Source organism: Streptomyces sp. A1136, assembly GCF_004795055.1.
Lineage (GTDB): Bacteria > Actinomycetota > Actinomycetes > Streptomycetales > Streptomycetaceae > Streptomyces.
Window position 1 is genome coordinate 128,181 of record NZ_SSBJ01000009.1, and the last position, 23,454, is coordinate 151,634.

24 protein-coding genes are annotated in these 23,454 nt (G+C 72.8%); 20 read left to right on the plus strand and 4 right to left on the minus strand.

All coding sequences use genetic code 11. From position 1 onward, the window contains the following. Positions 1 to 89 precede the first annotated feature (89 nt). From rplQ to glmM, 7 genes are all read left to right on the plus strand, one after another. Positions 90 to 557 carry a 50S ribosomal protein L17 gene (gene rplQ, locus E6R62_RS11425; protein WP_030298228.1) on the plus strand — a complete coding sequence of 156 codons (468 nt, stop codon included), beginning with the start codon at positions 90 to 92 and terminating at the stop codon, positions 555 to 557. Between the two features lie 109 nt (positions 558 to 666). Beyond that, the gene (gene truA / locus E6R62_RS11430) at positions 667 to 1,518 is read left to right on the plus strand and encodes a tRNA pseudouridine(38-40) synthase TruA (protein ID WP_136213235.1); all 852 of its coding nucleotides are present in this window, start codon (positions 667 to 669) and stop codon (positions 1,516 to 1,518) included. A 44-nt stretch (positions 1,519 to 1,562) separates the two neighbouring features. Then, positions 1,563 to 3,191: an ABC-F family ATP-binding cassette domain-containing protein gene (locus E6R62_RS11435; RefSeq protein WP_136213236.1), complete on the plus strand. Its 1,629-nt coding sequence runs from the start codon at positions 1,563 to 1,565 to the stop codon at positions 3,189 to 3,191. A gap of 36 nt (positions 3,192 to 3,227) precedes the next feature. Further along, a complete protein-coding gene (locus E6R62_RS11440) occupies positions 3,228 to 4,526 on the plus strand; it encodes a glycosyltransferase family 87 protein (protein WP_240801610.1) in 1,299 nt (432 codons plus the stop codon). A gap of 235 nt (positions 4,527 to 4,761) precedes the next feature. Further along, a complete protein-coding gene (gene rplM / locus E6R62_RS11445) occupies positions 4,762 to 5,205 on the plus strand; it encodes a 50S ribosomal protein L13 (protein ID WP_136213237.1) in 444 nt (147 codons plus the stop codon). A 42-nt stretch (positions 5,206 to 5,247) separates the two neighbouring features. Continuing rightward, complete coding sequence (gene rpsI / locus E6R62_RS11450) at positions 5,248 to 5,769, plus strand: 30S ribosomal protein S9 (protein WP_053682604.1); 522 nt, start codon at positions 5,248 to 5,250, stop codon at positions 5,767 to 5,769. Positions 5,770 to 5,905: 136 nt separating this feature from the next. Then, positions 5,906 to 7,264 carry a phosphoglucosamine mutase gene (gene glmM, locus E6R62_RS11455; protein ID WP_136213238.1) on the plus strand — a complete coding sequence of 453 codons (1,359 nt, stop codon included), beginning with the start codon at positions 5,906 to 5,908 and terminating at the stop codon, positions 7,262 to 7,264. Between the two features lie 49 nt (positions 7,265 to 7,313). On the opposite strand, the gene E6R62_RS11460 is transcribed toward glmM, so the two are convergent. Further along, positions 7,314 to 8,267 carry a DUF389 domain-containing protein gene (locus E6R62_RS11460; RefSeq protein ID WP_136213239.1) on the minus strand — a complete coding sequence of 318 codons (954 nt, stop codon included), beginning with the start codon at positions 8,265 to 8,267 and terminating at the stop codon, positions 7,314 to 7,316. A gap of 16 nt (positions 8,268 to 8,283) precedes the next feature. After that, on the minus strand, positions 8,284 to 9,303 hold the full coding sequence (coaA, locus tag E6R62_RS11465) for a type I pantothenate kinase (protein ID WP_136213240.1): 1,020 nt from the start codon (positions 9,301 to 9,303) through the stop codon (positions 8,284 to 8,286). 281 nt (positions 9,304 to 9,584) lie between these two features. On the opposite strand from coaA, the gene E6R62_RS11470 reads away from it, so the two are divergent. From E6R62_RS11470 to E6R62_RS11505, 8 genes are all read left to right on the plus strand, one after another. Beyond that, complete coding sequence (locus tag E6R62_RS11470) at positions 9,585 to 10,376, plus strand: hypothetical protein (RefSeq protein WP_136213241.1); 792 nt, start codon at positions 9,585 to 9,587, stop codon at positions 10,374 to 10,376. Positions 10,377 to 10,543: 167 nt separating this feature from the next. Next, a complete protein-coding gene (gene glmS / locus E6R62_RS11475) occupies positions 10,544 to 12,394 on the plus strand; it encodes a glutamine--fructose-6-phosphate transaminase (isomerizing) (protein WP_136213242.1) in 1,851 nt (616 codons plus the stop codon). A 9-nt stretch (positions 12,395 to 12,403) separates the two neighbouring features. Beyond that, a complete protein-coding gene (locus E6R62_RS11480) occupies positions 12,404 to 12,775 on the plus strand; it encodes a holo-ACP synthase (RefSeq protein WP_136213243.1) in 372 nt (123 codons plus the stop codon). A gap of 103 nt (positions 12,776 to 12,878) precedes the next feature. After that, on the plus strand, positions 12,879 to 14,267 hold the full coding sequence (locus tag E6R62_RS11485; protein WP_136213244.1) for an NAD(P)H-hydrate dehydratase: 1,389 nt from the start codon (positions 12,879 to 12,881) through the stop codon (positions 14,265 to 14,267). A gap of 348 nt (positions 14,268 to 14,615) precedes the next feature. Further along, the gene (alr, locus tag E6R62_RS11490) at positions 14,616 to 15,752 is read left to right on the plus strand and encodes an alanine racemase (protein WP_136213245.1); all 1,137 of its coding nucleotides are present in this window, start codon (positions 14,616 to 14,618) and stop codon (positions 15,750 to 15,752) included. A 50-nt stretch (positions 15,753 to 15,802) separates the two neighbouring features. After that, positions 15,803 to 17,050: an alpha/beta fold hydrolase gene (locus tag E6R62_RS11495; RefSeq protein WP_136213246.1), complete on the plus strand. Its 1,248-nt coding sequence runs from the start codon at positions 15,803 to 15,805 to the stop codon at positions 17,048 to 17,050. Continuing rightward, positions 17,007 to 17,591 (plus strand): tRNA (adenosine(37)-N6)-threonylcarbamoyltransferase complex ATPase subunit type 1 TsaE, encoded by a 585-nt coding sequence (gene tsaE, locus E6R62_RS11500; protein WP_136213247.1) that lies wholly within the window; start codon positions 17,007 to 17,009, stop codon positions 17,589 to 17,591. Before E6R62_RS11495 ends, tsaE begins: the two co-directional genes overlap by 44 nt. A 138-nt stretch (positions 17,592 to 17,729) precedes the next feature. Continuing rightward, the gene (locus tag E6R62_RS11505; RefSeq protein ID WP_136213248.1) at positions 17,730 to 17,930 is read left to right on the plus strand and encodes a hypothetical protein; all 201 of its coding nucleotides are present in this window, start codon (positions 17,730 to 17,732) and stop codon (positions 17,928 to 17,930) included. Between the two features lie 79 nt (positions 17,931 to 18,009). Here the strand turns inward: E6R62_RS11505 and E6R62_RS11510 are convergent, their stop codons facing one another. Beyond that, positions 18,010 to 18,561, minus strand: a complete 552-nt coding sequence (locus tag E6R62_RS11510; protein ID WP_136213249.1) for a hypothetical protein — start codon at positions 18,559 to 18,561, stop codon at positions 18,010 to 18,012. A 221-nt stretch (positions 18,562 to 18,782) separates the two neighbouring features. Here E6R62_RS11510 and tsaB point away from each other — a divergent pair, with 221 nt between their 5' ends. Genes tsaB through E6R62_RS11535 form a run of 5 tightly spaced genes read left to right on the plus strand, consistent with a single transcriptional unit; the run spans position 18,783 to position 22,118 of the window. Beyond that, on the plus strand, positions 18,783 to 19,460 hold the full coding sequence (tsaB, locus tag E6R62_RS11515; protein WP_136213250.1) for a tRNA (adenosine(37)-N6)-threonylcarbamoyltransferase complex dimerization subunit type 1 TsaB: 678 nt from the start codon (positions 18,783 to 18,785) through the stop codon (positions 19,458 to 19,460). 17 nt (positions 19,461 to 19,477) lie between these two features. Continuing rightward, on the plus strand, positions 19,478 to 20,035 hold the full coding sequence (gene rimI / locus E6R62_RS11520; protein WP_136213309.1) for a ribosomal protein S18-alanine N-acetyltransferase: 558 nt from the start codon (positions 19,478 to 19,480) through the stop codon (positions 20,033 to 20,035). Then, positions 20,028 to 21,170 carry a tRNA (adenosine(37)-N6)-threonylcarbamoyltransferase complex transferase subunit TsaD gene (gene tsaD / locus E6R62_RS11525; RefSeq protein ID WP_136213251.1) on the plus strand — a complete coding sequence of 381 codons (1,143 nt, stop codon included), beginning with the start codon at positions 20,028 to 20,030 and terminating at the stop codon, positions 21,168 to 21,170. Before rimI ends, tsaD begins: the two co-directional genes overlap by 8 nt. Further along, positions 21,167 to 21,439, plus strand: coding sequence for a hypothetical protein (locus E6R62_RS11530; protein ID WP_240801611.1), 273 nt, complete (start codon positions 21,167 to 21,169; stop codon positions 21,437 to 21,439). Before tsaD ends, E6R62_RS11530 begins: the two co-directional genes overlap by 4 nt. Before the next feature lie 46 nt (positions 21,440 to 21,485). After that, complete coding sequence (locus tag E6R62_RS11535) at positions 21,486 to 22,118, plus strand: hypothetical protein (RefSeq protein ID WP_240801612.1); 633 nt, start codon at positions 21,486 to 21,488, stop codon at positions 22,116 to 22,118. Positions 22,119 to 22,160: 42 nt separating this feature from the next. Here the strand turns inward: E6R62_RS11535 and E6R62_RS11540 are convergent, their stop codons facing one another. Next, complete coding sequence (locus E6R62_RS11540; protein ID WP_240801613.1) at positions 22,161 to 23,339, minus strand: methyltransferase domain-containing protein; 1,179 nt, start codon at positions 23,337 to 23,339, stop codon at positions 22,161 to 22,163. Positions 23,340 to 23,454 lie beyond the last annotated feature (115 nt).

Below are 23,454 nucleotides of genomic sequence, written 5' to 3' on the forward strand. Positions count from 1 at the left end.
GCACCACCAGAACTTTCCCGGGGCATCCGCTCCGGGGGAACTGACACCGGTACCTGACACGGCCGGTGCAGATATGAAGGAGTAACACCATGCCGCGTCCCGCAAAGGGTGCCCGCCTGGGCGGCAGCGCCGCGCACGAGAAGCACCTCCTCGCGAACCTCGCGAAGGCGCTCTTCGAGCACGGCCGCATCACCACCACCGAGGCCAAGGCCCGCCGCCTGCGTCCCTACGCCGAGCGTCTGGTCACCAAGGCCAAGAAGGGCGACATCCACAACCGTCGCCTGGTGCTGCAGACGATCACGGACAAGAGCATCGTGCACACGCTGTTCACCGAGATCGCCCCGCGCTACGAGAACCGCCCCGGTGGTTACACGCGCATCACCAAGATCGGCAACCGTCGTGGCGACAACGCCCCGATGGCGGTCATCGAGCTGGTCGAGGCCCTGACGGTCGCGCAGCAGGCCACCGGTGAGGCCGAGGCCGCCACCAAGCGTGCCGCGAAGGACGCCGAGGCCGTGGCCGAGGCTCCCGCCGCCGAGGAGACCAAGGAGGCCTGATCCCGTTCCGGGATCGAGCTTGCTTGATCGGCTCTGAACGGGCCCGCCCCTTCCCGGGGCGGGCCCGTTCTGCATTCGTTCGAAAGACGCAGCTGAGAGGATCACTCACGTGAGTGACGAGGTGGAGCCCGGGCACGTCCGGGTACGGCTGGACCTGAGCTACGACGGCAAGGACTTCTCCGGCTGGGCGAAGCAGCGCACGCTGCGGACCGTGCAGGGGGAGCTGGAGAGCGCCCTGCGGACCGTGATGCGGCTCAAGGAGCCGGTCGAGCTGACGGTCGCCGGGCGGACCGACGCCGGCGTGCACGCACGCGGGCAGGTCGCCCAGTTCGACCTGGCCGAGGAGGTGTGGGCCGAACACCACGACAAGCTGCTGCGCCGCCTCGCCGGACGGCTGCCGCACGACATCCGGGTATGGCGGGCCGAGCGGGCGCCCGAGGGCTTCAACGCGCGTTTCTCGGCCGTCTGGCGGCGCTACGCCTACCGCGTGGGCGACCACCAGGCCGGGGTGGACCCGCTGCGCCGCGGGCACGTCCTGTGGCACCAGTGGCCGCTCGACGTGGCCGCCATGAACGAGGCCTCCGCCGCGCTGCTCGGGGAACACGACTTCGCCGCGTACTGCAAGAAGCGCGAGGGCGCCACGACCATCCGTACGCTCCAGCAGCTCAGCTGGGAGCGGGCCGACGACGGGATCGTCACCGCGACGGTGCGCGCCGACGCGTTCTGCCACAACATGGTCCGCTCGCTGGTCGGCGCGCTGCTGCACGTGGGCGACGGGCACCGGCCCGTGAGCTGGCCCGGTGAGGTCCTGCGGGCTGCTGTACGGGACTCCTCGGTGCACGTGGTCAAGCCCCACGGGCTGACCCTGGAAGAGGTCGGCTACCCGGCCGACGAGCTCCTGGCGGCCCGCAGCAAGGAAGCGCGCAACATGCGCACCCTGCCGGGAGCCGGCTGCTGCTGAGCGCCCGCTAATCCATTTGGGCGGATCGCGGCCCGGCCTGGACAATGCGCCCCATGGGACATTTCGAAGCCAGCCACCTGGAGTACTACCTTCCCGACGGGCGGGTGCTGCTCCCCGACGTCTCCTTCCGCGTGGGGGAGGGGTCGGTCGTCGCCCTGGTGGGGGCGAACGGGGCCGGCAAGACCACCCTGCTGAAGCTGATCTCGGGCGAGCTCCAGCCGCACGGCGGGTCGGTCACCGTCAGCGGCGGCCTCGGGGTGATGTCACAGTTCGTGGGTTCGGTGCGGGACGAGACGACCGTCCGCGACCTGTTGGTGTCGGTGGCCCAGCCGCGGATCCGGGAGGCGGCGGGGGCCGTGGACCGGGCCGAGCACCTGATCATGACCGTGGACGACGAGGCCGCCCAGATGGCGTACGCGCAGGCGCTCAGCGACTGGGCCGACGTCCAGGGCTACGAGGCGGAGACCCTGTGGGACGTCTGCACCATGGCCGCGCTGGGCATCCCGTACGACTCCGCCCAGTTCCGCGAGGTGCGCACGCTGTCGGGCGGTGAGCAGAAGCGGCTCGTCCTGGAGGCGCTGCTGCGCGGGCCGGACGAGGTGCTGCTGCTCGACGAGCCGGACAACTACCTCGACGTGCCGGGCAAGCGGTGGCTGGAGGAGCAGCTGCGGACCACCCGCAAGACGGTGCTGTTCATCAGCCACGACCGGGAGCTGCTGACCCAGGCCGCCCAGAAGATCATCAGCCTGGAGGCGAGCCCGATGGGCTCCGACGTCTGGGTGCACGGCGCGGGTTTCGGCACCTACCACGAGGCCCGCAAGGAGCGCTTCGCCCGGTTCGAGGAGCTCAAGCGGCGCTGGGACGAGGAGCATGCCCGGCTGAAGGCGCTGGTGCTGCGGCTGCGCAACCAGGCCGCGAGCAGCCCCGACATGGCCTCGCGCTACCGGGCGATGCAGACCCGCTTCCAGAAGTTCGAGGAGGCCGGCCCGCCGCCGGAGCCGCCGCGGGAGCAGGACATCACGATGCGGCTCAAGGGAGGCCGTACGGGCGTGCGCGCGCTGACGGTGGAGAACCTGGAGCTGACCGGCCTGATGAAGCCGTTCTCGCTGGAGGTCTTCTACGGGGAGCGGGTCGCGGTGCTGGGCTCGAACGGCTCCGGCAAGTCGCACTTCCTGCGGCTGCTCGCGGGCGAGGCCGTCAAGCACACCGGTGACTGGAAGCTGGGCGCCCGGGTGGTTCCCGGCCACTTCGCGCAGACGCACGCCCATCCGGAGCTGTTCGGCCGCACGCTCGTCGACATCCTGTGGACGGAGGCGGCCAAGCCCCTGGGCCAGGCGATGGGGGCCCTGCGCCGCTACGAGCTGGAGCGGCAGGCGGAGCAGCCGTTCGAGAAGCTCTCGGGCGGGCAGCAGGCGCGTTTCCAGATCCTGTTGCTGGAACTGGCCGGCACCACGGCGCTGCTGCTGGACGAGCCGACCGACAACCTCGACCTGGAGTCGGCGGAGGCGCTGCAGGACGGCTTGGAGGCGTACGACGGCACTGTGCTGTGCGTCACGCACGACCGTTGGTTCGCCCGCACATTTGACCGTTACTTGGTCTTCGGTTCGGACGGTGTTGTACGAGAGACTCTGGAACCGGTCTGGGACGAACGTAGGGTCGAGCGCGAGCGCTAGGGGGAGACCGCCCCCGAGCGGTGATCTGGAGGCGTTGTGCGGCTGCGGCCTGGCACCTTGCTCAGGGGATGGGAAACCGTACGGGATCCCGCGTTCGGGCACCGGCTGGTGGTCTGGCTGCTGCGGCCGGCGTCGGGGCCCTGGCACGCGGTGGCGTTGGCCGTGGTGCTCGGCATCGCGGTCTCCACCAGCCTGCGGGAGAACTGGGGCACGGACAACGCCTTCGTGGTCAAGGCGGCCCGGACGCTGCTGGCGGGCGGGTCCCCGTACGAGGACAAGCGGTTCCTCTATCTCCCGAGCGCCGTGATCATGGCCGTCCCCGAGGCGCTGCTGCCGCAGCCGGTGCTGCGCTGGTTGCTCCCGCCGGCGATGTCAGCCCTGCTGGCGGTCGGCTGGTGGGCCGCCCTGCGGTTGTTCGCCGTGCCGCCGCGCTCCCGCCTCGCGATCGGCGGGTTCGCCGCGCTGGCCCTGGCCTACAAGCCGTACGTGAACCTCGTGCTGATCGGCAACTGGACCGCCATCTCGGCGGCCGCGTTGCCCGTGGCGCTGCTGTTCGCCCGGCGTCGGTCCTGGGCGGCGGCCGGGCTGGTGGTGGGGCTGGCCATCGCGTGCAAGCCCATGCTGGTGCCGATCGGGCTGCTCTTCGTACTGGCCCGGCAGTGGCGGGGGCTGGCCGTGGCCGTGCTGGTGCCGCTCGGCGTCTCGCTGCTGGGGGCGCTGATGATGCCGAGCCCGACGCTGTTCCTCACCAAGACGCTGCCGTTCCTGCTCAAGGGGCAGGACGCGTACGCGCTGCCCTGGGACGCCTCGCCGATCGCGGTGCTGCCGCGGCTGGGGGTGCCGGAGCCGGTCGCGGTGCTGTTGACGGCGGCCGGGGCGCTGGGCGGGTTGGTCGCGGCCTGGCGGCGGTGGAGGCGTACGGACGGTCCGGGGGACGCGGACGGGGGAGAGCTGAGGCTCGCGGAGACGGCCTGCATGGTGATGCTCGCCGCATTCCTGGTATCGCGGCCGTCCTTCGACCACTACCTGCTGGTGGTGCTTCCGCTGCTGCTGGCCTCGGCGGTGCGGCCGGGCTCGATGCCCCGCTCGCCCTGGTTCTGGCTGGCCCTGACGCCCCAGGTGGCGCTGGTGCCGTGGCCCTCGGAGCTGGCCCACAAGCGGCGCGCGTTCAAGGACTGCGCCACCCTGTGCGGGCTCGCGTTCATGTTGGCGGGTCGAGCGCTGCGCCCGGTTCGGGTTACCCTTGCTCCAGTAACAACTGCGGGGTCCCCACCCAGGACCGAACCGGAGTGCGCCGCGACGCCTGCAGAATCGGCATCGCGGACCGCGTTTTGACCCGTACGGGTCCTCTTGGGTACTCTGCTGGTTTGTTATGCGTATTGGCTTGCTCATTCTCACGTGAAAGGGCCTTACGCCGGTCCACCGGGCCGATGACCAGCGGTTCACACGGGTTGCGTCCCCGTAGTGGAGCAGGGCTGTCGTGATCGTCCGTGGTGACCTTTGTCAGGACCTTTCCTCGCGGGCTCACGCCCTGGGGATGACCCACCACTGAAGAAGCGAAGGCATACGCGTGCGTACGTTCAGCCCCAAGCCCGGCGACATCTCGCGCCAGTGGCTCGTCATTGACGCCCAGGACGTTGTCCTCGGCCGTCTGGCGACCCAGGCCGCAGCCCTCCTGCGCGGCAAGCACAAGCCGACTTACGCCCCCCACATGGACATGGGCGACTTCGTCATCATCGTCAACGCCGACAAGGTCCACCTGTCCGGCAACAAGGCGTCCCAGAAGATGGCGTACCGCCACTCCGGCTTCCCGGGTGGTCTGCGTTCCGTGCGTTACGACGACCTCCTGGCGAACAACCCGGAGAAGGCCGTCGAGAAGGCCGTCAAGGGCATGCTCCCCAAGAACACCCTGGGCCGTCAGATGCTCTCGAAGCTGAAGGTCTACTCGGGCGACCAGCACCCCCACGCTGCCCAGCAGCCGGTGCCGTTCGAGATCACCCAGGTCGCGCAGTAGTTCCGGCCACCCCCTAAGACGTAGAAAATTCTGAGGAGCATCGTGGCCGAGACCACCGCCGAGACGACCCCCGTCGAAGAGTTCGAGGGCAACGTCGAGGAGTACACCAGCGAGTCCGAGGTCGTCGTCGAGGGCGACTACACCTCCGAGTCCCTTGCCGGCCGCTTCGGCGACCCCCAGCCGGCCGCCGGCCTGGGCCGTCGCAAGAACGCCATCGCCCGCGTCCGGATCGTCCCGGGCACCGGCAAGTGGAAGATCAACGGTCGCACCCTTGAGGACTACTTCCCCAACAAGGTGCACCAGCAGGAAGTCAACGAGCCGTTCAAGCTCCTTGAGCTCGACAACCGCTACGACGTCATCGCCCGCATCTCGGGTGGCGGCGTCTCCGGCCAGGCCGGCGCCCTGCGCCTCGGTGTGGCCCGCGCGCTGAACGAGGCGGACGTCGACAACAACCGCCCGGCGCTGAAGAAGGCCGGCTTCCTCTCCCGCGACGACCGTGCGGTCGAGCGCAAGAAGGCCGGTCTCAAGAAGGCCCGCAAGGCTCCGCAGTACAGCAAGCGTTAATCTGCGCCTGCTGTTCTGCAACGAAACCGCCCCGGCAGCACTCTCTGTGCTGTCGGGGCGGTTCGTTTACCGCCACAAGCGGCACATACCTGTCACACAGCGGTACTAAGCGAAGCTTGAACTCGGGAGGACAACAGTGGGACGACTCTTCGGGACGGACGGTGTACGAGGCGTCGCCAACGCGGATCTGACGGCCGAGCTGGCGCTCGGTCTCTCCGTGGCGGCCGCGCACGTACTGGCCGAGGCCGGCACCTTCGCGGGCCATCGGGCGACCGCCGTGGTCGGCCGCGACCCCCGCGCGTCCGGCGAGTTCCTGGAGGCCGCGGTCGTCGCGGGCCTCGCGAGCGCGGGTGTGGACGTCCTGCGCGTCGGTGTGCTGCCCACCCCGGCGGTGGCGTATCTCACCGGTGCGCTGGGCGCCGACCTCGGCGTGATGCTCTCCGCCAGCCACAACGCGATGCCCGACAACGGCATCAAGTTCTTCGCGCGCGGCGGCCACAAGCTGGCCGACGAGCTGGAGGACCGGATCGAGTCCGTCTACGACGAGCACCGCACCGGCGCTCCCTGGGACCGTCCCACCGGCGCGGGCGTCGGCCGGGTCTCGGACTACACCGAGGGCTTCGAGAAGTACGTCGCCCACCTCATCGGGGCCCTGCCCAACCGCCTGGACGGCCTCAAGATCGTCCTCGACGAGGCCCACGGCGCTGCCGCCTACGTCTCCCCCGAGGCCTTCGCCCGGGCCGGCGCGGAGGTCGTCACGATCGGCGCCGGGCCCGACGGCCTGAACATCAACGACGGCTGCGGCTCGACCCACCTCGGTCTGCTGAAGCAGGCCGTGGTCGAGCACGGGGCCGACTTCGGCATCGCGCACGACGGCGACGCCGACCGCTGCCTGGCCGTGGACGCCTCCGGCGCGGAGGTCGACGGCGACCAGATCCTCGCGGTGCTGGCGCTGGCCATGCGCGAGGCGGGACAGCTGCGCGAGAACACCGTGGTCGGCACCGTCATGTCGAACCTGGGATTCAAGCTGGCCATGGAGGCCGAGGGCATCCAGGTCGTGCAGACCGGGGTCGGCGACCGCTACGTGCTGGAGTCGATGAAGGAGCACGGCTACGCCCTGGGCGGCGAGCAGTCCGGCCACGTGATCATCCTCGACCACGCGACCACCGGCGACGGCACCCTGACCGGGCTGCTGCTCGCGGCCCGCGTCGCGGCCACCGGGCGCTCGCTGGCGGAGCTGGCGGGCGTGATGCAGCGACTGCCGCAGGTGCTGATCAACGTGCCCGACGTGGACAAGTCCCGCGTGGCCACCTCGGGCGAGCTGGCGACCGCGGTGGGCGAGGCGGAGCGCGAGCTGGGCGCCACCGGGCGGGTGCTGCTGCGTCCCTCCGGTACGGAGCCGCTCGTACGGGTGATGGTGGAGGCCGCCGACATCGAGCAGGCCCGCGCGGTCGCCGGACGCCTGGCGGACGTGGTGAAGGCGGCGCTCGGCTAGGGCTACGGCCCGGCCCGAGCCCCGTCGCCCCGTCCGGGGTTGGCGGGGCTCAGCCGGTCGCGGGCGGGGTGCGGTCCGAGCGGCCGTGCCTGCCGCTCCACAGCAGCTTCTGCGCGTAGAGGGTCAGGGTGCCGGCCAGCATGATCCCGCCCAGGTTCAGCAGCAGTTGCTCCGCCGAACCCCACATCTGGCCCACCTCGCCGTAGCCGAGGGCCACGGCGGCGTTGGCGGCCGCCGGGACGGTGGTCACCGAGATGGCCACGCCGACCAGCGCGCCGGACTTCGCGGAGGTCAGCGACAGCACGCCGGCCACCCCGGCGAGCAGGGCGACCGTGAAGGAGAACGAGTCCGGCTGCCAGATGAAGCTGGTGTTCGGGCGCGGGTTCTCCAGCATGGACCGCTGGAACAGGCCCAGCGCGTTCATCGCCAGGCTGAACAGGGTGGTCGCGGCCATCGCCGCCGCGAAACCGGCCAGCAGGGCCACCAACGAGCGCGCGGCCGACTTGGGGGCCCTGCGGACCAGGCTCGTACAGACACCGGCGAGCGGGCCGAACTCGGGGCCGACGGCCATCGCGCCCACGATCAGGATGGCGTTGTCCAGCACCACGCCGCAGGCGGCGATCAGCGTCGCGACGATCATGAAGGCGACGTAGGTGACCGAGAGGGTCGACTCCTCCTGGGTCGCCTCGGTCAGCTGCTCCCACAGCACGGCGTCGGCGGCCTCCCCGGGGGCCTCCTCCTCGGCCCGGTCGGCGCTCGCCGAGAGCGTGAGGTCGATGTCCTCGACGGCGATCGAGCCGTCCTTGTCGATGCCCAGCTCGCGCAGTCCGCGGAGCAGCTCGTCGCCCGCCTCGCGCGCGACGTCGCACATGACGACGTCACCGGCGGGGACGAGGGCCGCTCCGGTCAGCACCACCAGATGAGTGGTGCCGACGGTCCCCTCGACGAGGCGGAGGACGGAGTGCGTCCGGTCGGGCGGGGTGATCATCCGCAGGTGCAGCATGCCCGAACAGTAGCTTTCACAGTTTGCGCAGGCTGAGCTTCTGCACCTTGTGGTCCGGGCCCTTGCGCACGACGAGGGTGGCGCGCCCGCGGGTCGGGGCCACGTTCTCCATCAGGTTGGGCTTGTTGATGGTCCGCCACATCGTCTGCGCGTACTCCAGGGCCTCCTCCTCTGAGACCTGCGTGTACTTGCGGAAGTAGGAGAAAGGATTCTGGAACGCGGTCTCGCGCAGCTTCCGGAACCGGTTGAGGTACCAGCGCTCGATGTCCTCGGGGCGCGCGTCGACGTACACGCTGAAGTCGAAGTAGTCGGCGAGGCCCACCCTGGTCCGGCCGTCCTTGCCCGGCAGGGCCGGCTGGAGGACGTTGAGCCCCTCCACGATGAGGATGTCCGGGCGGCGGACGACGAGCCGCTCGTCGGGGACGATGTCGTAGATCAGGTGGGAGTAGACGGGGGCGGTGACCTCGTCCTTGCCCGCCTTGATGTCGGCCACGAAACGGGTGAGCGCGCGGCGGTCGTACGACTCGGGGAAACCCTTGCGGGCGGTCAGGCCGCGGCGCTGGAGTTCCTTCATCGGGTACAGGAACCCGTCGGTGGTGACGAGCTCGACGCGGGGGTGCTCGGGCCAGCGGGCGAGCAGGGCCTGGAGCAGACGGGCGACGGTGGACTTGCCGACGGCGACGGAACCGGCGACCCCTATGACGAAGGGGGTCCCCTGCTGGGCGCCGTGGCCGTTGCCGGCGTCGCCCAGGAAGGTGTTGAGGGTGCCGCGGAGGTTGCTGGTGGCACCGACGTAGAGGTTCAGCAGGCGGGAGAGCGGGAGGTAGACGTCGCGGACCTCGTCGAGGTCGATGACGTCGCCCAGGCCGCGGAGCCGTTCGACCTCGTCGGCGGTGAGCGGGAGGGGGGTGCGCTCGCGAAGGGCGCTCCACTCGGCCCGGGTGAGGTCGACGTAGGGGGAGGCCTCGGCGGGACGGCGGTGGCCGGCGCGCTCCGCCCCGCGGCCGGGCGTGCTTCGTGGCGGCGAAGTGATCACACAGCCATTGTCGGGGCTGGCGGTCGCTTATGGGTGGTGTGGTCGGTCACGTGAGGAGCGGCCGGGGCCCCGCGCCGGAGGCGATGCGGGGCCGGGTATCGATTCGAGTGTCGTGTCGGTCTCGCGGCGATCACGATTGGCGACGGTCTGTGAAAACCGGATCGTCCGGGCGGGGTTCCCCCCGTACATTGCTGATCGCCGCAGCTCCGGTGCGCGCCCGTGACCGGGGGCACTGCCCGGGGCTGCCTCTGTGTGTTTTCTTGTTCCGGGGGAGATCTTTCGTGCGTACCGTGCTTGTCCGTCGTGCCGTCCTGACCGCTTCGGCCGTGTCCCTGGCGCTGCTGGCCACGGCCTGCGGGTCGGCCAAGGCGGGGGACGCCACCTTCAAGGCCGGCGCCGAGCCGTCCGCCGCCCGGTCGTCCGCCGTCGCTTCGAGCGCCGCTCCGGCGGGCCCCAGGGGCAGGACGGCCGACGAGCTGGGCAGGCTGCTGGTGACCGAGGCGGACCTGCCCGACCACCGGCTGGAGCCGGTGGCGGACAGCGCGGCGCAGGACGACCCGATCGAGACCGACAAGGCCCCTTGCAAGCCGCTGGCCCAGGCCGAGGGCATGCAGTCGATCGGCGCGTCCGCCGGGGTCGCCCGCGTCGTCGCGAGCGGGAAGCCCCGGGCGGCGGCCCAGGGCGCGGGCCCGCAGGAGAAGGCGGACGCGGCCGTGGCCGCCCTCAAGACGACGGCCACGTCGGTCGCGCTGGTCTCCTACGACGGCAAGGGCGCCGAGGAGGCCTTCGGCGCCGTCAAGGCGGGCGTCGAGGCGTGCGCCGGCGGCTTCTCGGTGACGCAGGCGGGGGAGAGGACGGCCATCGAGAGCGTCAAGGCCGACACCGGGCTGCCCGCCGGCGACGAGACGGTCTCCTTCGTCACCGTGATGGACCTGGGGGACGGCGACAAGAACGTGACCCACGTGGTCGTCCTGCGCAAGGGCAGTACCCTCGCGACCTTCACCGCGCTCAGCCTGAGCGGCGACGCCGAGCAGCCGAAGGCCGTCGTGGACGCGCAGGCGAAGAAGCTCTGACCGGCCGGGACCATCCGGGACCGGCCGGGCGGACGACCTTTGGTCCGCCGATCGACTGACTTGCCCTCAGATGGGCGTCAACCCCGCTCCGGCACATTCGCCGGGGCGGGGTTTTCGTCTGGTCCGGGTACGGGGCAGGAGGCCGACCACGGCGTACCCTGCGCCCTATGTGCGGAATTGTGGGTTACGTGGGAGCGCAGTCGGCGCTCGATGTGGTCATCGCCGGACTCAAGCGGCTGGAGTACCGCGGCTACGACTCGGCGGGTGTCGCCGTGCTCGCGGACGGGGGCCTGGACACGGTCAAGAAGGCCGGCAAGCTGGTCAACCTGGAGAAGGAACTGGTCGGGCATCCGCTGCCCGCCGGGTCCACGGGCCTCGGGCACACCCGGTGGGCGACCCACGGCGGCCCCACCGACGTCAACGCCCACCCGCACCTCGACAATTCGGGGCGCGTGGCGGTCGTGCACAACGGGATCATCGAGAACTTCGCCGCGCTGCGCGCCGAGCTGACCGAGCGCGGGCACAAGCTGGAGTCCGAGACGGACACCGAGGTCGTGGCGCACCTGCTCGCCGAGCAGTTCGACGTCGTCCCGGGGGACCTGGCGGAGGCCATGCGACGGGTCTGCCGGCGGTTGGAGGGCGCGTTCACGCTGGTCGCGGTGCACGCGGACGCGCCCGACGTGGTCGTCGGGGCGCGCCGGAACTCCCCCTTGGTGGTGGGCGTCGGGGAGGGCGAGAACTTCCTCGCCTCGGACGTGGCCGCGTTCATCGCCCACACGCGGTCCGCGATCGAGCTGGGACAGGACCAGGTGGTCGAACTCCGCCGCGAAGGGGTCACGGTGACCAACTTCGACGGTTCGGCCGCGACGGTGCGGGCGTACCACGTGGACTGGGACGCCTCGGCGGCCGAGAAGGGGGGATACGACTACTTCATGCTCAAGGAGATCGCCGAGCAGCCGAAGGCCGTCGCCGACACCCTCCTGGGCAGGATCGACGGGAGCGGCTCGCTGACCCTGGACGAGGTGCGCATCCCCGCCTCGGTGCTCCGCGAGGTCGACAAGGTCGTGATCGTGGCGTGCGGTACGGCGTACCACGCGGGCATGATCGCGAAGTTGGCCATCGAGCACTGGACCCGCATCCCCTGCGAGACGGAACTGGCCAGCGAGTTCCGTTACCGCGACCCGATCCTGGACCAGCGGACGCTGGTGATCGCGATCTCGCAGTCCGGCGAGACCATGGACACCCTGATGGCGCTCAGGCACGCGCGCGAGCAGGGCGCCAAGGTGCTGGCCGTCTGCAACACGAACGGGTCGACGATCCCGCGCGAATCGGACGCCGTGCTCTACACCCACGCCGGTCCGGAGGTGGCCGTCGCCTCGACCAAGGCGTTCCTGACGCAGCTGGTCGCCTGCTATCTCGTCGCGCTGTACCTCGGGCAGGTCCGGGGCACGAAGTGGGGCGACGAGATCCGGGCGGTCATCCGTGAACTGTCGGACATCGCCGCGGCGGTGGACACGGTGCTGGAGACCATGGAGCCGGTACGGGCGCTGGCGCGGTCGCTCGCCGACAAGGACACCGTGCTGTTCCTCGGACGCCACGTCGGGTACCCGGTGGCGCTGGAGGGCGCGCTCAAGCTCAAGGAGCTGGCGTACATGCACGCGGAGGGCTTCGCGGCGGGCGAGCTGAAGCACGGGCCGATCGCGCTGATCGAGGATGACCTGCCCGTGGTGGTCGTGGTGCCGTCGCCGCGCGGGCGTTCGGTGCTGCACGACAAGATCGTGTCCAATATCCAGGAGATCCGCGCCCGCGGCGCGCGCACGATCGTGATCGCCGAGGAGGGTGACGAGGCGGTCGTCCCGTACGCGGACCACCTGATCCGCATCCCGGCCACGCCGACACTGCTCCAACCCCTGGTGGCGACCGTGCCGTTGCAGGTGTTCGCGTGCGAGCTGGCGACCGCGCGGGGCAACGAGGTGGACCAGCCGCGTAACCTCGCCAAGTCGGTCACGGTCGAGTAGGGGTCTGGTGTGGGGATCATCGGTGTGGGGATTGACGTTGCCGAGATCGAGCGGTTCGGCGCCGCCCTGGAGCGGACGCCGCACCTGGCGCAACGGCTCTTCGTCGACGCCGAATTGACCCTGCCGAGCGGCGAGCGGCGCGGAACCGCCTCGCTCGCCGCCCGGTTCGCCGCCAAGGAGGCGCTCGCCAAGGCGCTCGGCGCGCCCGGCGGGATGCTGTGGACCGACGCCGAGGTGTACGTCGAGGAGACCGGACAGCCGCGCGTGCGGGTATCCGGGACGGTGGAGGCGCGGGCGGTGGCGCTCGGCGTGAAGTCGTGGCACGTCTCGCTGAGCCATGACGCGGGGGTGGCCTCCGCCGTGGTCATCGCCGAGGGATAGACCGCCCGGTCCTCCGCGCCGCGTCGCCGCGCTGTCCTCGGCGCCGTCGTCGTCGCCGCGGTCTTCCCGTCGTCCGGGGCGGCTTTTCGGGCAGGGTGGTGGCATGCGTACTGCTTACAGCGTGGAGACCGTACGGGCCGCCGAGCGCGAGCTGATGGCACGGCTGCCGGAGGGCGCCTTGATGCGGCGGGCGGCGGCCGGACTGGCCGCCGTGTGCGCCGGGCTGCTGCCGAGGGTGTACGGCGCGCGGATCGTGCTGCTGGTCGGTCCGGGGGACAACGGCGGCGACGCGCTGTACGCGGGCGCGCGGCTCGCCCGGCGCGGCGCCGGCGTCACGGCCGTGCCGATGGACCCCGAGCGGGTGCACCCGGGCGGACTGGCCGCCCTCCTGCGTGCGGGCGGCCGGGTGGCCCCGGCCGTGCCCGGGCGGGCGGACCTGGTGGTGGACGGACTGCTCGGGATCGGCGGTCGCGGTGGACTGCGGCCCGCCGGCGCGGCGTTGGCGGAGCGGATTCCGCCGGGCGCTGTGGTGGTGGCCGCGGACCTGCCGAGCGGGGTGGACGCGGACACGGGCGAGGTGGCGGGGGCGGCGGTACGGGCCGACGTCACGGTGACGTTCGGGGCGTACAAGCCGGGGCTGCTGATCGACCCGGGGGCCTCGCGGGCCGGCGCGGTGCGGCTGGTGGACATCGGCCTCACCCTCCCCGCTGCGGACGCCGAGGCCTTGCAGCACGCCGATGTGGCGGCGCTGCTGCCGGAGCCGGGCCCGGCCAGTGACAAGTACCGGCGGGGCGTGGTCGGGGTCGTGGCCGGGTCGGCCCGGTACCCGGGGGCGGCGGTGCTGGCCGTCGCCGGGGCGCTGCGCGGCGGCGCCGGCGCGGTGCGGTACGTGGGCCCGGCGGCGGTCGGGGAGGCGGTGCTGGCCAGGTACCCGGAGACGCTGATCGGGCGGGGCCGGGTGCAGGCCTGGGTGGTGGGGCCCGGGTTGGGGGACGAGCGGGTCCCGGAGGTCCTCGCCGACCCGGTGCCGGTGCTGGTGGACGCCGACGGGCTGCGGGGGCTGGACCCCGGGGCGCTGCGGGCCCGGACGGCGCCGACGCTCCTGACCCCGCACGCGGGCGAGGCGGCGGCGCTGCTGGGCGTCCGCCGCGAGGAGGTGGAGGCAGGGCGGCTGGCCGCCGTACGGGCACTGGCGGAGCGGTACGGGGCGACGGTGCTGCTGAAGGGCTCGACCACGCTGGTCTGCGACGGCGGGGTGGTCCGGGTCAACCCGACGGGTACCCCCTGGCTGGCCACCGCGGGCAGTGGTGACGTGCTGTCCGGGCTCGCGGGCTCCCTGCTGGCGGCGGGGCTGTCGGCGCCGGACGCCGCCTCGGTGGCCGCCTACCTGCACGGCCTGGCGGCCCGGCGCGCCGCCTCCGGCGCCCCGCTCCTCGCCCACGAGGTGGCCGAGGCCCTCCCGTCCGCCTGGCGCGACACCCGCACCCCCTGAAGCCCGCCGGCCCGGGGCGGGGGCGCCGCTGTCGTGCCGGGCGACCGGCCACCACAGGCCCGTACTGCCGCGTCCGGCCCCCGTCCCAACGCGGTCGGGCGTGGGCCCGCTCCACGGACGCGCCGGCGCCGCGTCGGCGCGACCGGCGTCCATCCCGCGTGCCCGGCCCCGCCCGGTGGCCGCCCGGGACACCGGCCGGCCTTGCCGCACGGGCCGCTCCCGGTCGCCGGAGGGGGCGTCGGCCGCGACGGTGCGGCGCACCGCCCGGCGCGGTCCGTTCGTGCGCCCCGAAGGCGCCGATGGGCGGCGCGCAAGGCCGGTGGTGGGGGTTCTGAGAGACTGTGCTCGATGAACGAGACACCGACGCGCGCGTATGCCGAGATCGACCTAGCCGCCGTGCGGGACAACGTGCGCGCACTGCGCGAGCGGGCGCCCCGGGCCGAGCTCATGGCCGTCGTGAAGTCGGACGCCTACGGCCACGGCGCGGTCCCCTGCGCCCGTGCGGCCCTGGACGCCGGTGCGACCTGGCTCGGCACCGCGACCCCCGAGGAAGCGCTCGCGCTGCGCGCCGCCGGGATCGGGGCCCGGATCATGTGCTGGCTCTGGACGCCCGGCGGACCCTGGCGGGAGGCCATCGAGGCCGATCTGGACGTGTCCGTCAGCGGGATGTGGGCCTTGGACGAGGTGCGGGCCGCCGCCCGCGGGGCCGGGCGGGTCGCACGCGTCCAGCTCAAGGCAGACACCGGCCTCGGCCGGGCCGGCTGCCAGCCCGCCGACTGGGCGGAACTGGTGGGCGCCGCCGTCGCCGCGCAGGCCGAGGGCACCGTCCGCGTCACCGGCGTGTGGTCGCACTTCGCCTGCGCCGACGAGCCCGGGCACCCCTCCATCGCCCTTCAGCTCGCCGCCTTCCGCGAGATGCTGGCCTACGCCGAGAAGGAAGGCGTCGAGCCCGAGGTCCGGCACATCGCCAACTCGCCCGCCACGCTCACCCTTCCCGAGAGCCACTTCGACCTCGTGCGCTGCGGCATCGCCGTCTACGGCGTCTCGCCCGCCCCCGAGTTGGGCACGCCCGGGCAGCTCGGCCTGCGCCCCGCGATGACCCTCCGGGCCTCCGTCGCGCTGGTCAAGACCGTGCCCGCCGGTCACGGAGTCAGCTACGGCCACCATTACGTGACGGAACGCGAGACGCGCCTGGCCCTCATCCCCGTCGGGTACGCGGACGGCGTCCCCCGCCACGCCTCGGGCAGCGGTCCCGTCCTCGTCGGCGGCGCGGTCCGACGGGTCGCGGGCCGGGTGGCCATGGACCAGTTCGTGGTCGACATCGACGGCGCCGACGTCCGCGCCGGCGATCCGGCGATCCTCTTCGGGCCGGGTGACCTGGGCGAACCCACCGCCGAGGACTGGGCCCAAGCGGCGGACACCATCGCGTATGAGATCGTCACCCGTATCGGGGGCCGCGTGCCCAGGGTGTACCGCAACGGCTGACCACGGCCGAATACGGCTGCTGAGTACGGCCGAGTGAGGACGGCGACCGCGTGAGCGAGAACTGGCGCAAGGCCGGCTGGGCCGGCGCGGCCATCGGTGTCATAGCCGCCGGCGCCGCCGCCGGCGTCGCGGTCGAGCGGATCACCGTGGGACGCGGCATCCGCAGGAAGGCTCGGCTCGCCCTCGACGCCGCCGGGGACTACGGGTCCTTGCGCGGGGCCGAGGGCACCTGCCGCGCCGAGGACGGCACCGAGCTGTACTACGAGATCGACGAACCGCCCGGGGAACCGGGCCGGCGCGGACGGCCGCGCCGCAAGAAGCCGCCTGCCGCGACCGTCGTCTTCTGCCACGGCTACTGCCTCGGCCAGGACTCCTGGCACTTCCAACGCGCCGCCCTGCGGGACACGGTCCGCTCCGTCTACTGGGACCAGCGCAGCCACGGCCGCAGCATGCGCGGCCTCGCCCAGGCCGACGGCGAACCGGTGACCATCGAGCAGCTCGGCCGCGACCTCAAGGCGGTGATCGACGCCACCACGCCCGAGGGCCCGCTGGTGCTGGTCGGCCACTCCATGGGCGGTATGACGATCATGGCGCTGGCCGAGCAGTTCCCCGACCTCGTACGGGAGCGCGTGCTCGGGGTGGCCCTGGTCGGCACCTCCAGCGGGCGGTTGTCCGAGGTCACCTACGGACTGCCGGCCGTCGGGATGGGCGCCGTACGCCGGCTCCTCCCCGGGGTGCTCAAGGTGCTCGGCTCGCAGGTGGAGCTCGTGGAGCGGGGCCGGCGGGCCACCGCCGACCTCTTCGCGGGCATGATCAAGCAGTACTCGTTCGGCTCCCGGGACGTCGACCCGGGTGTGGCCCGCTTCGCCGAGCGGCTGATCGAGGCGACCCCGATCGACGTGGTCGCCGAGTTCTACCCGGCCTTCCAGATCCACGACAAGACCGTCGCGCTCCGGCGGTTCTCGGACATCCCGGTGACCGTCATCGCGGGTGACCGCGACATGATCACCCCGCCCGAGCACAGCGTGGCCATCAAGGACGTACTGCCGGCCGCCGAACTGGTCATCCTGGAGCACACCGGGCACCTGATGATGCTGGAGCGCCCGGAGGCCGTGACCGCGCTGCTGAGCGGCCTGCTGGCGCGCACCGGCGTCGTGCCGGCGGCGCCGGCCGCGGACGCGCCCGGCGCGGTGTCCGCCGAGGCGTCCGGAGCGACTTCCGGAGCGACTTCCGGAGCGACTAACGTTGGCGCGCATGGAAGAAGTACCGCGAGAAGCGCCGCGCACCCCGGCTCCTGAGGCCTCCGGGCCCGGCGCGGCCGAAGGCGCCGTCACCGAGACCCTGATCACCGTCGACTCGCCCGACTCCATGCGCGAGCTGGGCCGTCGGATCGCCGGCCTGCTGCGGCCCGGCGACCTGGTCCTGCTCACCGGCGAGCTCGGCGCGGGCAAGACCACCCTGACGCGCGGCCTCGGCGAGGGCCTCGGCGTGCGCGGGGCCGTCACCTCCCCCACCTTCGTGATCGCCCGTGTGCACCCGCCGCTGGGCGACGGGCCGGCCCTGGTGCACGTGGACGCCTACCGGCTCGGCGGGGGGCTGGAGGAGATGGAGGACCTCGACCTGGACGTCTCGCTGCCGGAGTCCGTGGTCGTCGTCGAGTGGGGCGACGGCAAGGTGGAGGAGCTCTCCGACGACCGGCTGCACGTGGTGATCGCGCGGGCGGTCGGCCACGAGGAGGTCCTCGACGACGTACGGGAGGTGTCGGTGCGCGGGATCGGGACGCGCTGGGCCGCCGCCGCGGACGGGGTGGCCGGGCTGGCGGAACGTGTGGCGCCGTAGCGGGCCGGCGCCCGGCCCGACGTCCCGACAGTCCGTCGGGAAAACGTTGCGCGAGGGCGGACGCTCGTGGTGACATGGTACCGAGCGCCGGTTAGGGCTACCTAAGTACGGCGCCCCGGGCCGGTCCAGGAGGCAGCCATGTCGGCAGCAGGAGCAGCACGCGCAGCGGCGGGAGCGGCGCGCGCGTCGGGCACGGGCGTGTCCATGGGGGCGCTGCTCGCCTCCTGCGCGGCCGCCGCCGCCGTGTCCACGCCGCCGGCGTCCCTGGCGGGACGCCCGGAGCGCCAGGACGGGGCCCACGAAGAGGAACAGGCCGCTCCGGACTCCGAAGCGGCCTGACGTCCCTCCGCGCGTTGCCCGTCAGGAGTGTCACCCGCACCGAGCGTCGCCCGTACGGGTGAAAGATGAAGGGTGCCCGTCAGGGCACGACGACCACCTTGGTGTTGATCGTCGCGAAGGCCCACATCGCGTCGCCGTCCGCCCGCGACATGCGGATGCCGCCGGTCTTCTTCGTCTGGTCCGGCTCCGGCACGGAGCCGTCCACGCGCGCGCTGAAGCCGATCGCGATGCCGTCGGTGGTGGCGAAGCGTACGACGTGCTCGATCGGCACCCCGTCCGAGCCGGTGACCGTGCCCGAGCGCGAGCCCACCGGGTAGCTGCCCGGCGCCGGGTGGACCGTACTCGGCATGACCGCGAAGGACTTCGGCTGCTGCCCGTCCTCACCCACCAGCCACACCCGCTTCTGCGACACCGAGTACACGACCCGTACCCCGGTCCCGGAGTCCGCCGGCACGGCGGCGGGCTTCGACGGGTCCGGCTTGGCGGGGCCCGGCGCGGGCGCGGGGGCCTGCGGGGCCGCCTTCGAAGGGTGCGCGGGCGCCGTGGCCGAGGCCTGGTAGCCGAGGAAGGCGACGGCGACCAACGCCGCGACGGTGAGCCCGGCCACGATTCCCGAGCTGCTGCGTGCCACCTTGCTCCGCCTCTCCGCGGTCTCCCCGCGTTCTCCGTGTGGGTCTGTGTGTCGGTTCTCCGTGCCGCGCGTCCGTGCCGCGTCGTCCGCGGGGCGCCGGGCCGCCGGGGACCGCAAGCCCGGTCGAGTACCGCACTGACTGCCTCGGTCGAAAGGTAGCAGCCGGGGTTGCCCGCGACCGGCCGCAAGGGCCGGGGCCCGGGGAGTCGTAGGCTGTTCGCGTGCTCTTGCTCGCTGTAGATACCGCCACGCCCGCCGTCACCGTCGCCCTGCACGACGGCGAGTCAGTCCTCGCCGAATCGAACCAGGTCGACGCCCGCCGCCACGGGGAGCTGCTGCTGCCCTCCGTCGACAGGGTCCTCGCCGAGGCCGGGGTGAAGCTCGAAGCCGTCACCGGCATCGTCGTCGGCGTCGGCCCCGGCCCCTACACCGGGCTGCGGGTCGGCCTCGTCACCGCCTCCACCTTCGCCGCCGTCCTCGGCGTCCCGGTCCACGGCCTGTGCACCCTGGACGGCCTGGCCTACGCCGCCGGCGCCGCCGGGATCGAGGGCCCCTTCACCGTCGCCACCGACGCGCGGCGCAAGGAGGTCTACTGGGCCCGGTACGAGGACCCGCGCACGCGCGTCGGCGACCCGGCCGTGGACCGCCCGGCCGACATCGCCGAGCGGGTCGCCGGGCTGCCCGCGGTCGGCCAGGGCGCCCTGCTGTACCCGGAGGTCTTCACGGACGCCCGGCAGCCCGAGCACCAGAGCGCCGCGGCCCTCGCCGCCCTGGCGGCGGAACGGCTCGCGACCGGGGCGCCCTTCGAAAACGCCGAGGGCCTGCCCCCCACGCCGCTGTACCTGCGCCGGCCCGACGCCCAGGTGCCCAAGAACTACAAGGTGGTCACCCCGCAGTGACCGCGGTACTGCGCGAGATGCGCTGGTGGGACATCGAGCCCGTGCTGGAGCTGGAACACGAGCTGTTCCCCGAGGACGCCTGGTCCGCGGGCATGTTCTGGTCGGAGCTCGCCCACGCGCGCGGCCCGCACGCCACCCGCCGCTACGTCGTCGCCGAGAGCCGGGCCGAGAGCCCGCCCGACGGGCCGCCCGAGGGCCCGTCGGGCAGCGCCGCCGCCCCGGGGGCCGCGGGCCGCATCGTCGGCTACGCCGGGCTGGCCGCCGCCGGGGACCTGGGCGACGTACAGACCATCGCCGTCGCCCGCGACCAGTGGGGCAGCGGTCTCGGCGCCCGGCTGCTGGAGGACCTGCTGCGCGCGGCGACCGCCTTCGAGTGCGCCGAGGTGCTGCTGGAGGTGCGGGTGGACAACACCCGCGCCCAGAAGCTCTACGAGCGCTTCGGTTTCGAGCCGATCGGTTTCCGGCGCGGCTACTACCAGCCCGGCAACGTCGACGCGCTCGTGATGCGCCTCTCCGGCCCCACAACCCCAGACTCCGCACCCTCCGTACACGTACAAGGTGAGACCCATGGCTGACGAACCGCTCGTCCTCGGTATCGAGACCTCCTGCGACGAGACCGGCGTCGGCGTCGTCCGCGGCACCACCCTGCTGGCCGACGCGATCGCCTCCAGCGTCGACGAGCACGCCCGCTTCGGCGGGGTCGTGCCCGAGGTGGCCTCCCGCGCGCACCTGGAGGCGATGGTCCCGACCATCGACCGCGCCCTCAAGGAGGCCGGCGTCAGCGCCCGCGACCTCGACGGCATCGCCGTCACCGCCGGCCCCGGCCTCGCGGGGGCGCTGCTGGTGGGCGTCTCCGCGGCCAAGGCGTACGCGTACGCGCTGGGCAAGCCCCTGTACGGGGTCAACCACCTGGCCTCCCACATCTGCGTCGACCAACTGGAGCACGGGCCGCTGCCCGAGCCGACCATGGCGCTGCTGGTTTCGGGCGGGCACTCCTCGCTGCTGCTGGCGCCGGACATCACCGCCGACGTACGGCCGCTCGGCGCGACCATCGACGACGCGGCCGGTGAGGCCTTCGACAAGATCGCCCGGGTGTTGCAGCTGGGCTTCCCCGGCGGCCCGGTCATCGACCGGCTCGCGAGGGAGGGCGACCCCAAGGCGATCAACTTCCCGCGCGGGCTGACGGGGCCGCGGGACGCGGCGTACGACTTCTCCTTCTCCGGCCTGAAGACGGCGGTGGCCCGCTGGATCGAGGCGAAGCGGAAGGCGGGCGAGGAGGTGCCGGTGCGCGACGTGGCGGCGTCCTTCCAGGAGGCCGTGGTGGACGTGCTGACCCGCAAGGCGATCCGCGCCTGCAAGGACGAGGGCGTCGACCACCTGATGATCGGCGGCGGTGTCGCGGCCAACTCGCGGCTGCGGGCGCTGGCCCAGGAGCGGTGCGACGACGCGGGGATCGTCCTGCGCGTGCCGCGGCCCAAGCTGTGCACGGACAACGGCGCGATGGTGGCCGCCCTGGGCGCGGAGATGGTCAAGCGGAACCGTCCGGCCTCGGACTGGGACCTGTCGGCCGATTCCTCGCTGCCGGTGACGGACCCGCACGTACCGGGGACGCAGGACCACGACGCGGGAGGCGACCCCGGACACGGTCACGGCCACAGCCACGACCACGACCACGTGCACGAGCTGAGCAAGGACAACCTCTACTCGTGAGCACGGTCGCGCTGATGTGGGAGGCCCGGGCGGTGCCGGGCCGGGGGAACGAGCTGCTGGAGTGGGCCCGTTCCCAGGTCCTGGCCCGGGAGCCGGTGCGCCGCGAGGTGCTGCGGGCACCACAGGACCGGGTGCTGGTCGTCACCTGGTGGGAGACCGCCGAGGGCGTGGCGGCGGAGTTGCCCGAGCTGCCTGAGCCGGCCGCGGACCTGATCACCCGGGCGGTGCACCGCTGGCGGTTCGAGTCCGTGGAGGTCGCGGGCGGCTGAGCGCCCGTCGAGTGACTCTGTATCAGATCCCGGTATGGTCATGTGCATGTCCCGTCGTGACCTGCCGCCTCCGCCGCCGCCCGCGCACCTGCGGGACTGGATGGACGAGTCCGTCGTACGCGCCGACCGCGCGCGCTTCCTCCGGGAGCTGGGCCGGCGCACCCTCGGCCCGGGCCGGCTGCTGCTGCTCTGGGCCGTGGCCGCCGTCTTCGCCCTCGGTTGGACCTTCATCGGCATGGCGCTGATGGCGTTCGAGAGCGGCGATCCGCTCTCCTCCCTCTTCGGGCTGGTCTTCGGCGTGCTCGGCGTCGGAGTACTGGTCCCCGCCGGGATCTGGTTCGCCAAGGGCGTCGAACGCGACCGGCGGATGCGCCACCTGCTGTGCGCGTGGGCCGAATCCGACCGGGACCCGGCGGCCGACGCCCTGGTGCGCGCCCCCTGGCGCAGCCTGACCTGGCTGCTCACGTCCTTCGCCCTCGGCGTCTTCGGGCTGTGGGTGACCTTCGGGACGGCGGCGGAGGCCCGGCCGGGCCAGGTGACGTACGGCGAGATCACCTACTTCATGGGGCTCGGCCTGATCCTGTGGATCACCGGCCTGCTCGGCCTCGGCAAGGCCGGCGCGCACTACCGCTGGGCCGTGCGCGCCTTCAGGCCCGCCGGCCGGGGGCTGTCCGGCTGAGTCCCGTCCGGCCGGGTCCCGTCGGACAGGGCCCGAGGCCCGTCACCGGGCCTCGGCGGGGCCCCCGATCAGCATCGAGGGAGCGCCGTCGACGCGGGTCAGGATCACCGTCGCCGAGTGCGGTCCCTGCGGCTTGACCTTCTTGCGCAATTCCTCCGGCTCGATCGCCGAGCCGCGCTTCTTGACCGTCAGGATGCCGACGCCGCGCTCGCGCAGCAGCGCCTTGAGCTTCTTCAGGCCGAACGGCAGCACGTCGGTGATCTCGTACGCGGTCGCGTACGGGGTCGCGCGCAGCTCGTCCGCGGTGATGTAGGCGATGGTCGGGTCGATGAGGCGCCCGCCCAATTGCTCGGCGACCTCCGCGACGAGATGCGCGCGGATCACGGCGCCGTCGGGCTCGTAGAGGTACCGGCCGACCGGTCCCGCCTCGGGATCGGGCAGCGGATCGGCGGTGCGCAGCGCGCGCGGCCCCGGCAGCAGGGTGGCCCGTACGCTGCCGGGCTCCGTCCCGAACCACAGCACGGCCTCCTTCACGTCCCCCTGGTCGGAGATCCACTCGGCCTCGGCCTCCGCCGGGACGGCCTCGTGCGGGATGCCGGGGGCGATCTTGATCGCCCCGTACGGGGCGCTGCGCGCGGTCGCGACGGCCCAGGACAGCGGCGGCGAGTAGCTCTCGGGGTCGAAGATCCGGCCCCGTCCGCCGCGCCGCGCCGGGTCGATGAAGACGGCGTCGTGGCCACCGGTGTCGACGGTGGTCACGTCCGCCTCCCGGACCTCGATCAGGTCCGCCAGCCCCAGCGCCTCCGCGTTGGCCCGGGCGACGGCGACCGTCAGCGGGTCGTGGTCCACCGCCGTCACCCGGATGCCCAGCCGGGCCAGGGCCAGCGCGTCCCCGCCGATGCCGCAGCAGAGGTCCGCGACGCTGCGGACGCCGAGGGCGGCGAGTCGCCCGGCGCGGTAGTCCGCGACCGAGGCGCGGGTGGCCATCTCGCCGCCGCCGGGGGTGAAGTACATCCGGGAGGCGTCCCGGGCCCCGAACTTCGCCACCGCCCGCTGCCGCAACCGCGCCTGCCCGAGCGCGGCGGACACCAGGGCGGCCGGGTGCTCGCGGCGCAGACGGGTGGCCACGGCCAGTTCCCGGGCCGGGTCGTAGTCGTGGAGCGAGTCGAGGAGGGCGCGCCCCTCGGGGGTGAGGAGGGCGGCGAAGTCTTCGGGGGTCACGCCGTCCATTGTCGGCCAGTGTGGGCCAGTCGATGGAAGGTCGAAGGCCGTTCGCGGTGTCTGCCGGGCGACCGGGGGAGTGTCCTGGGAGTATCCGTCGCTATGCAGCCTGTAC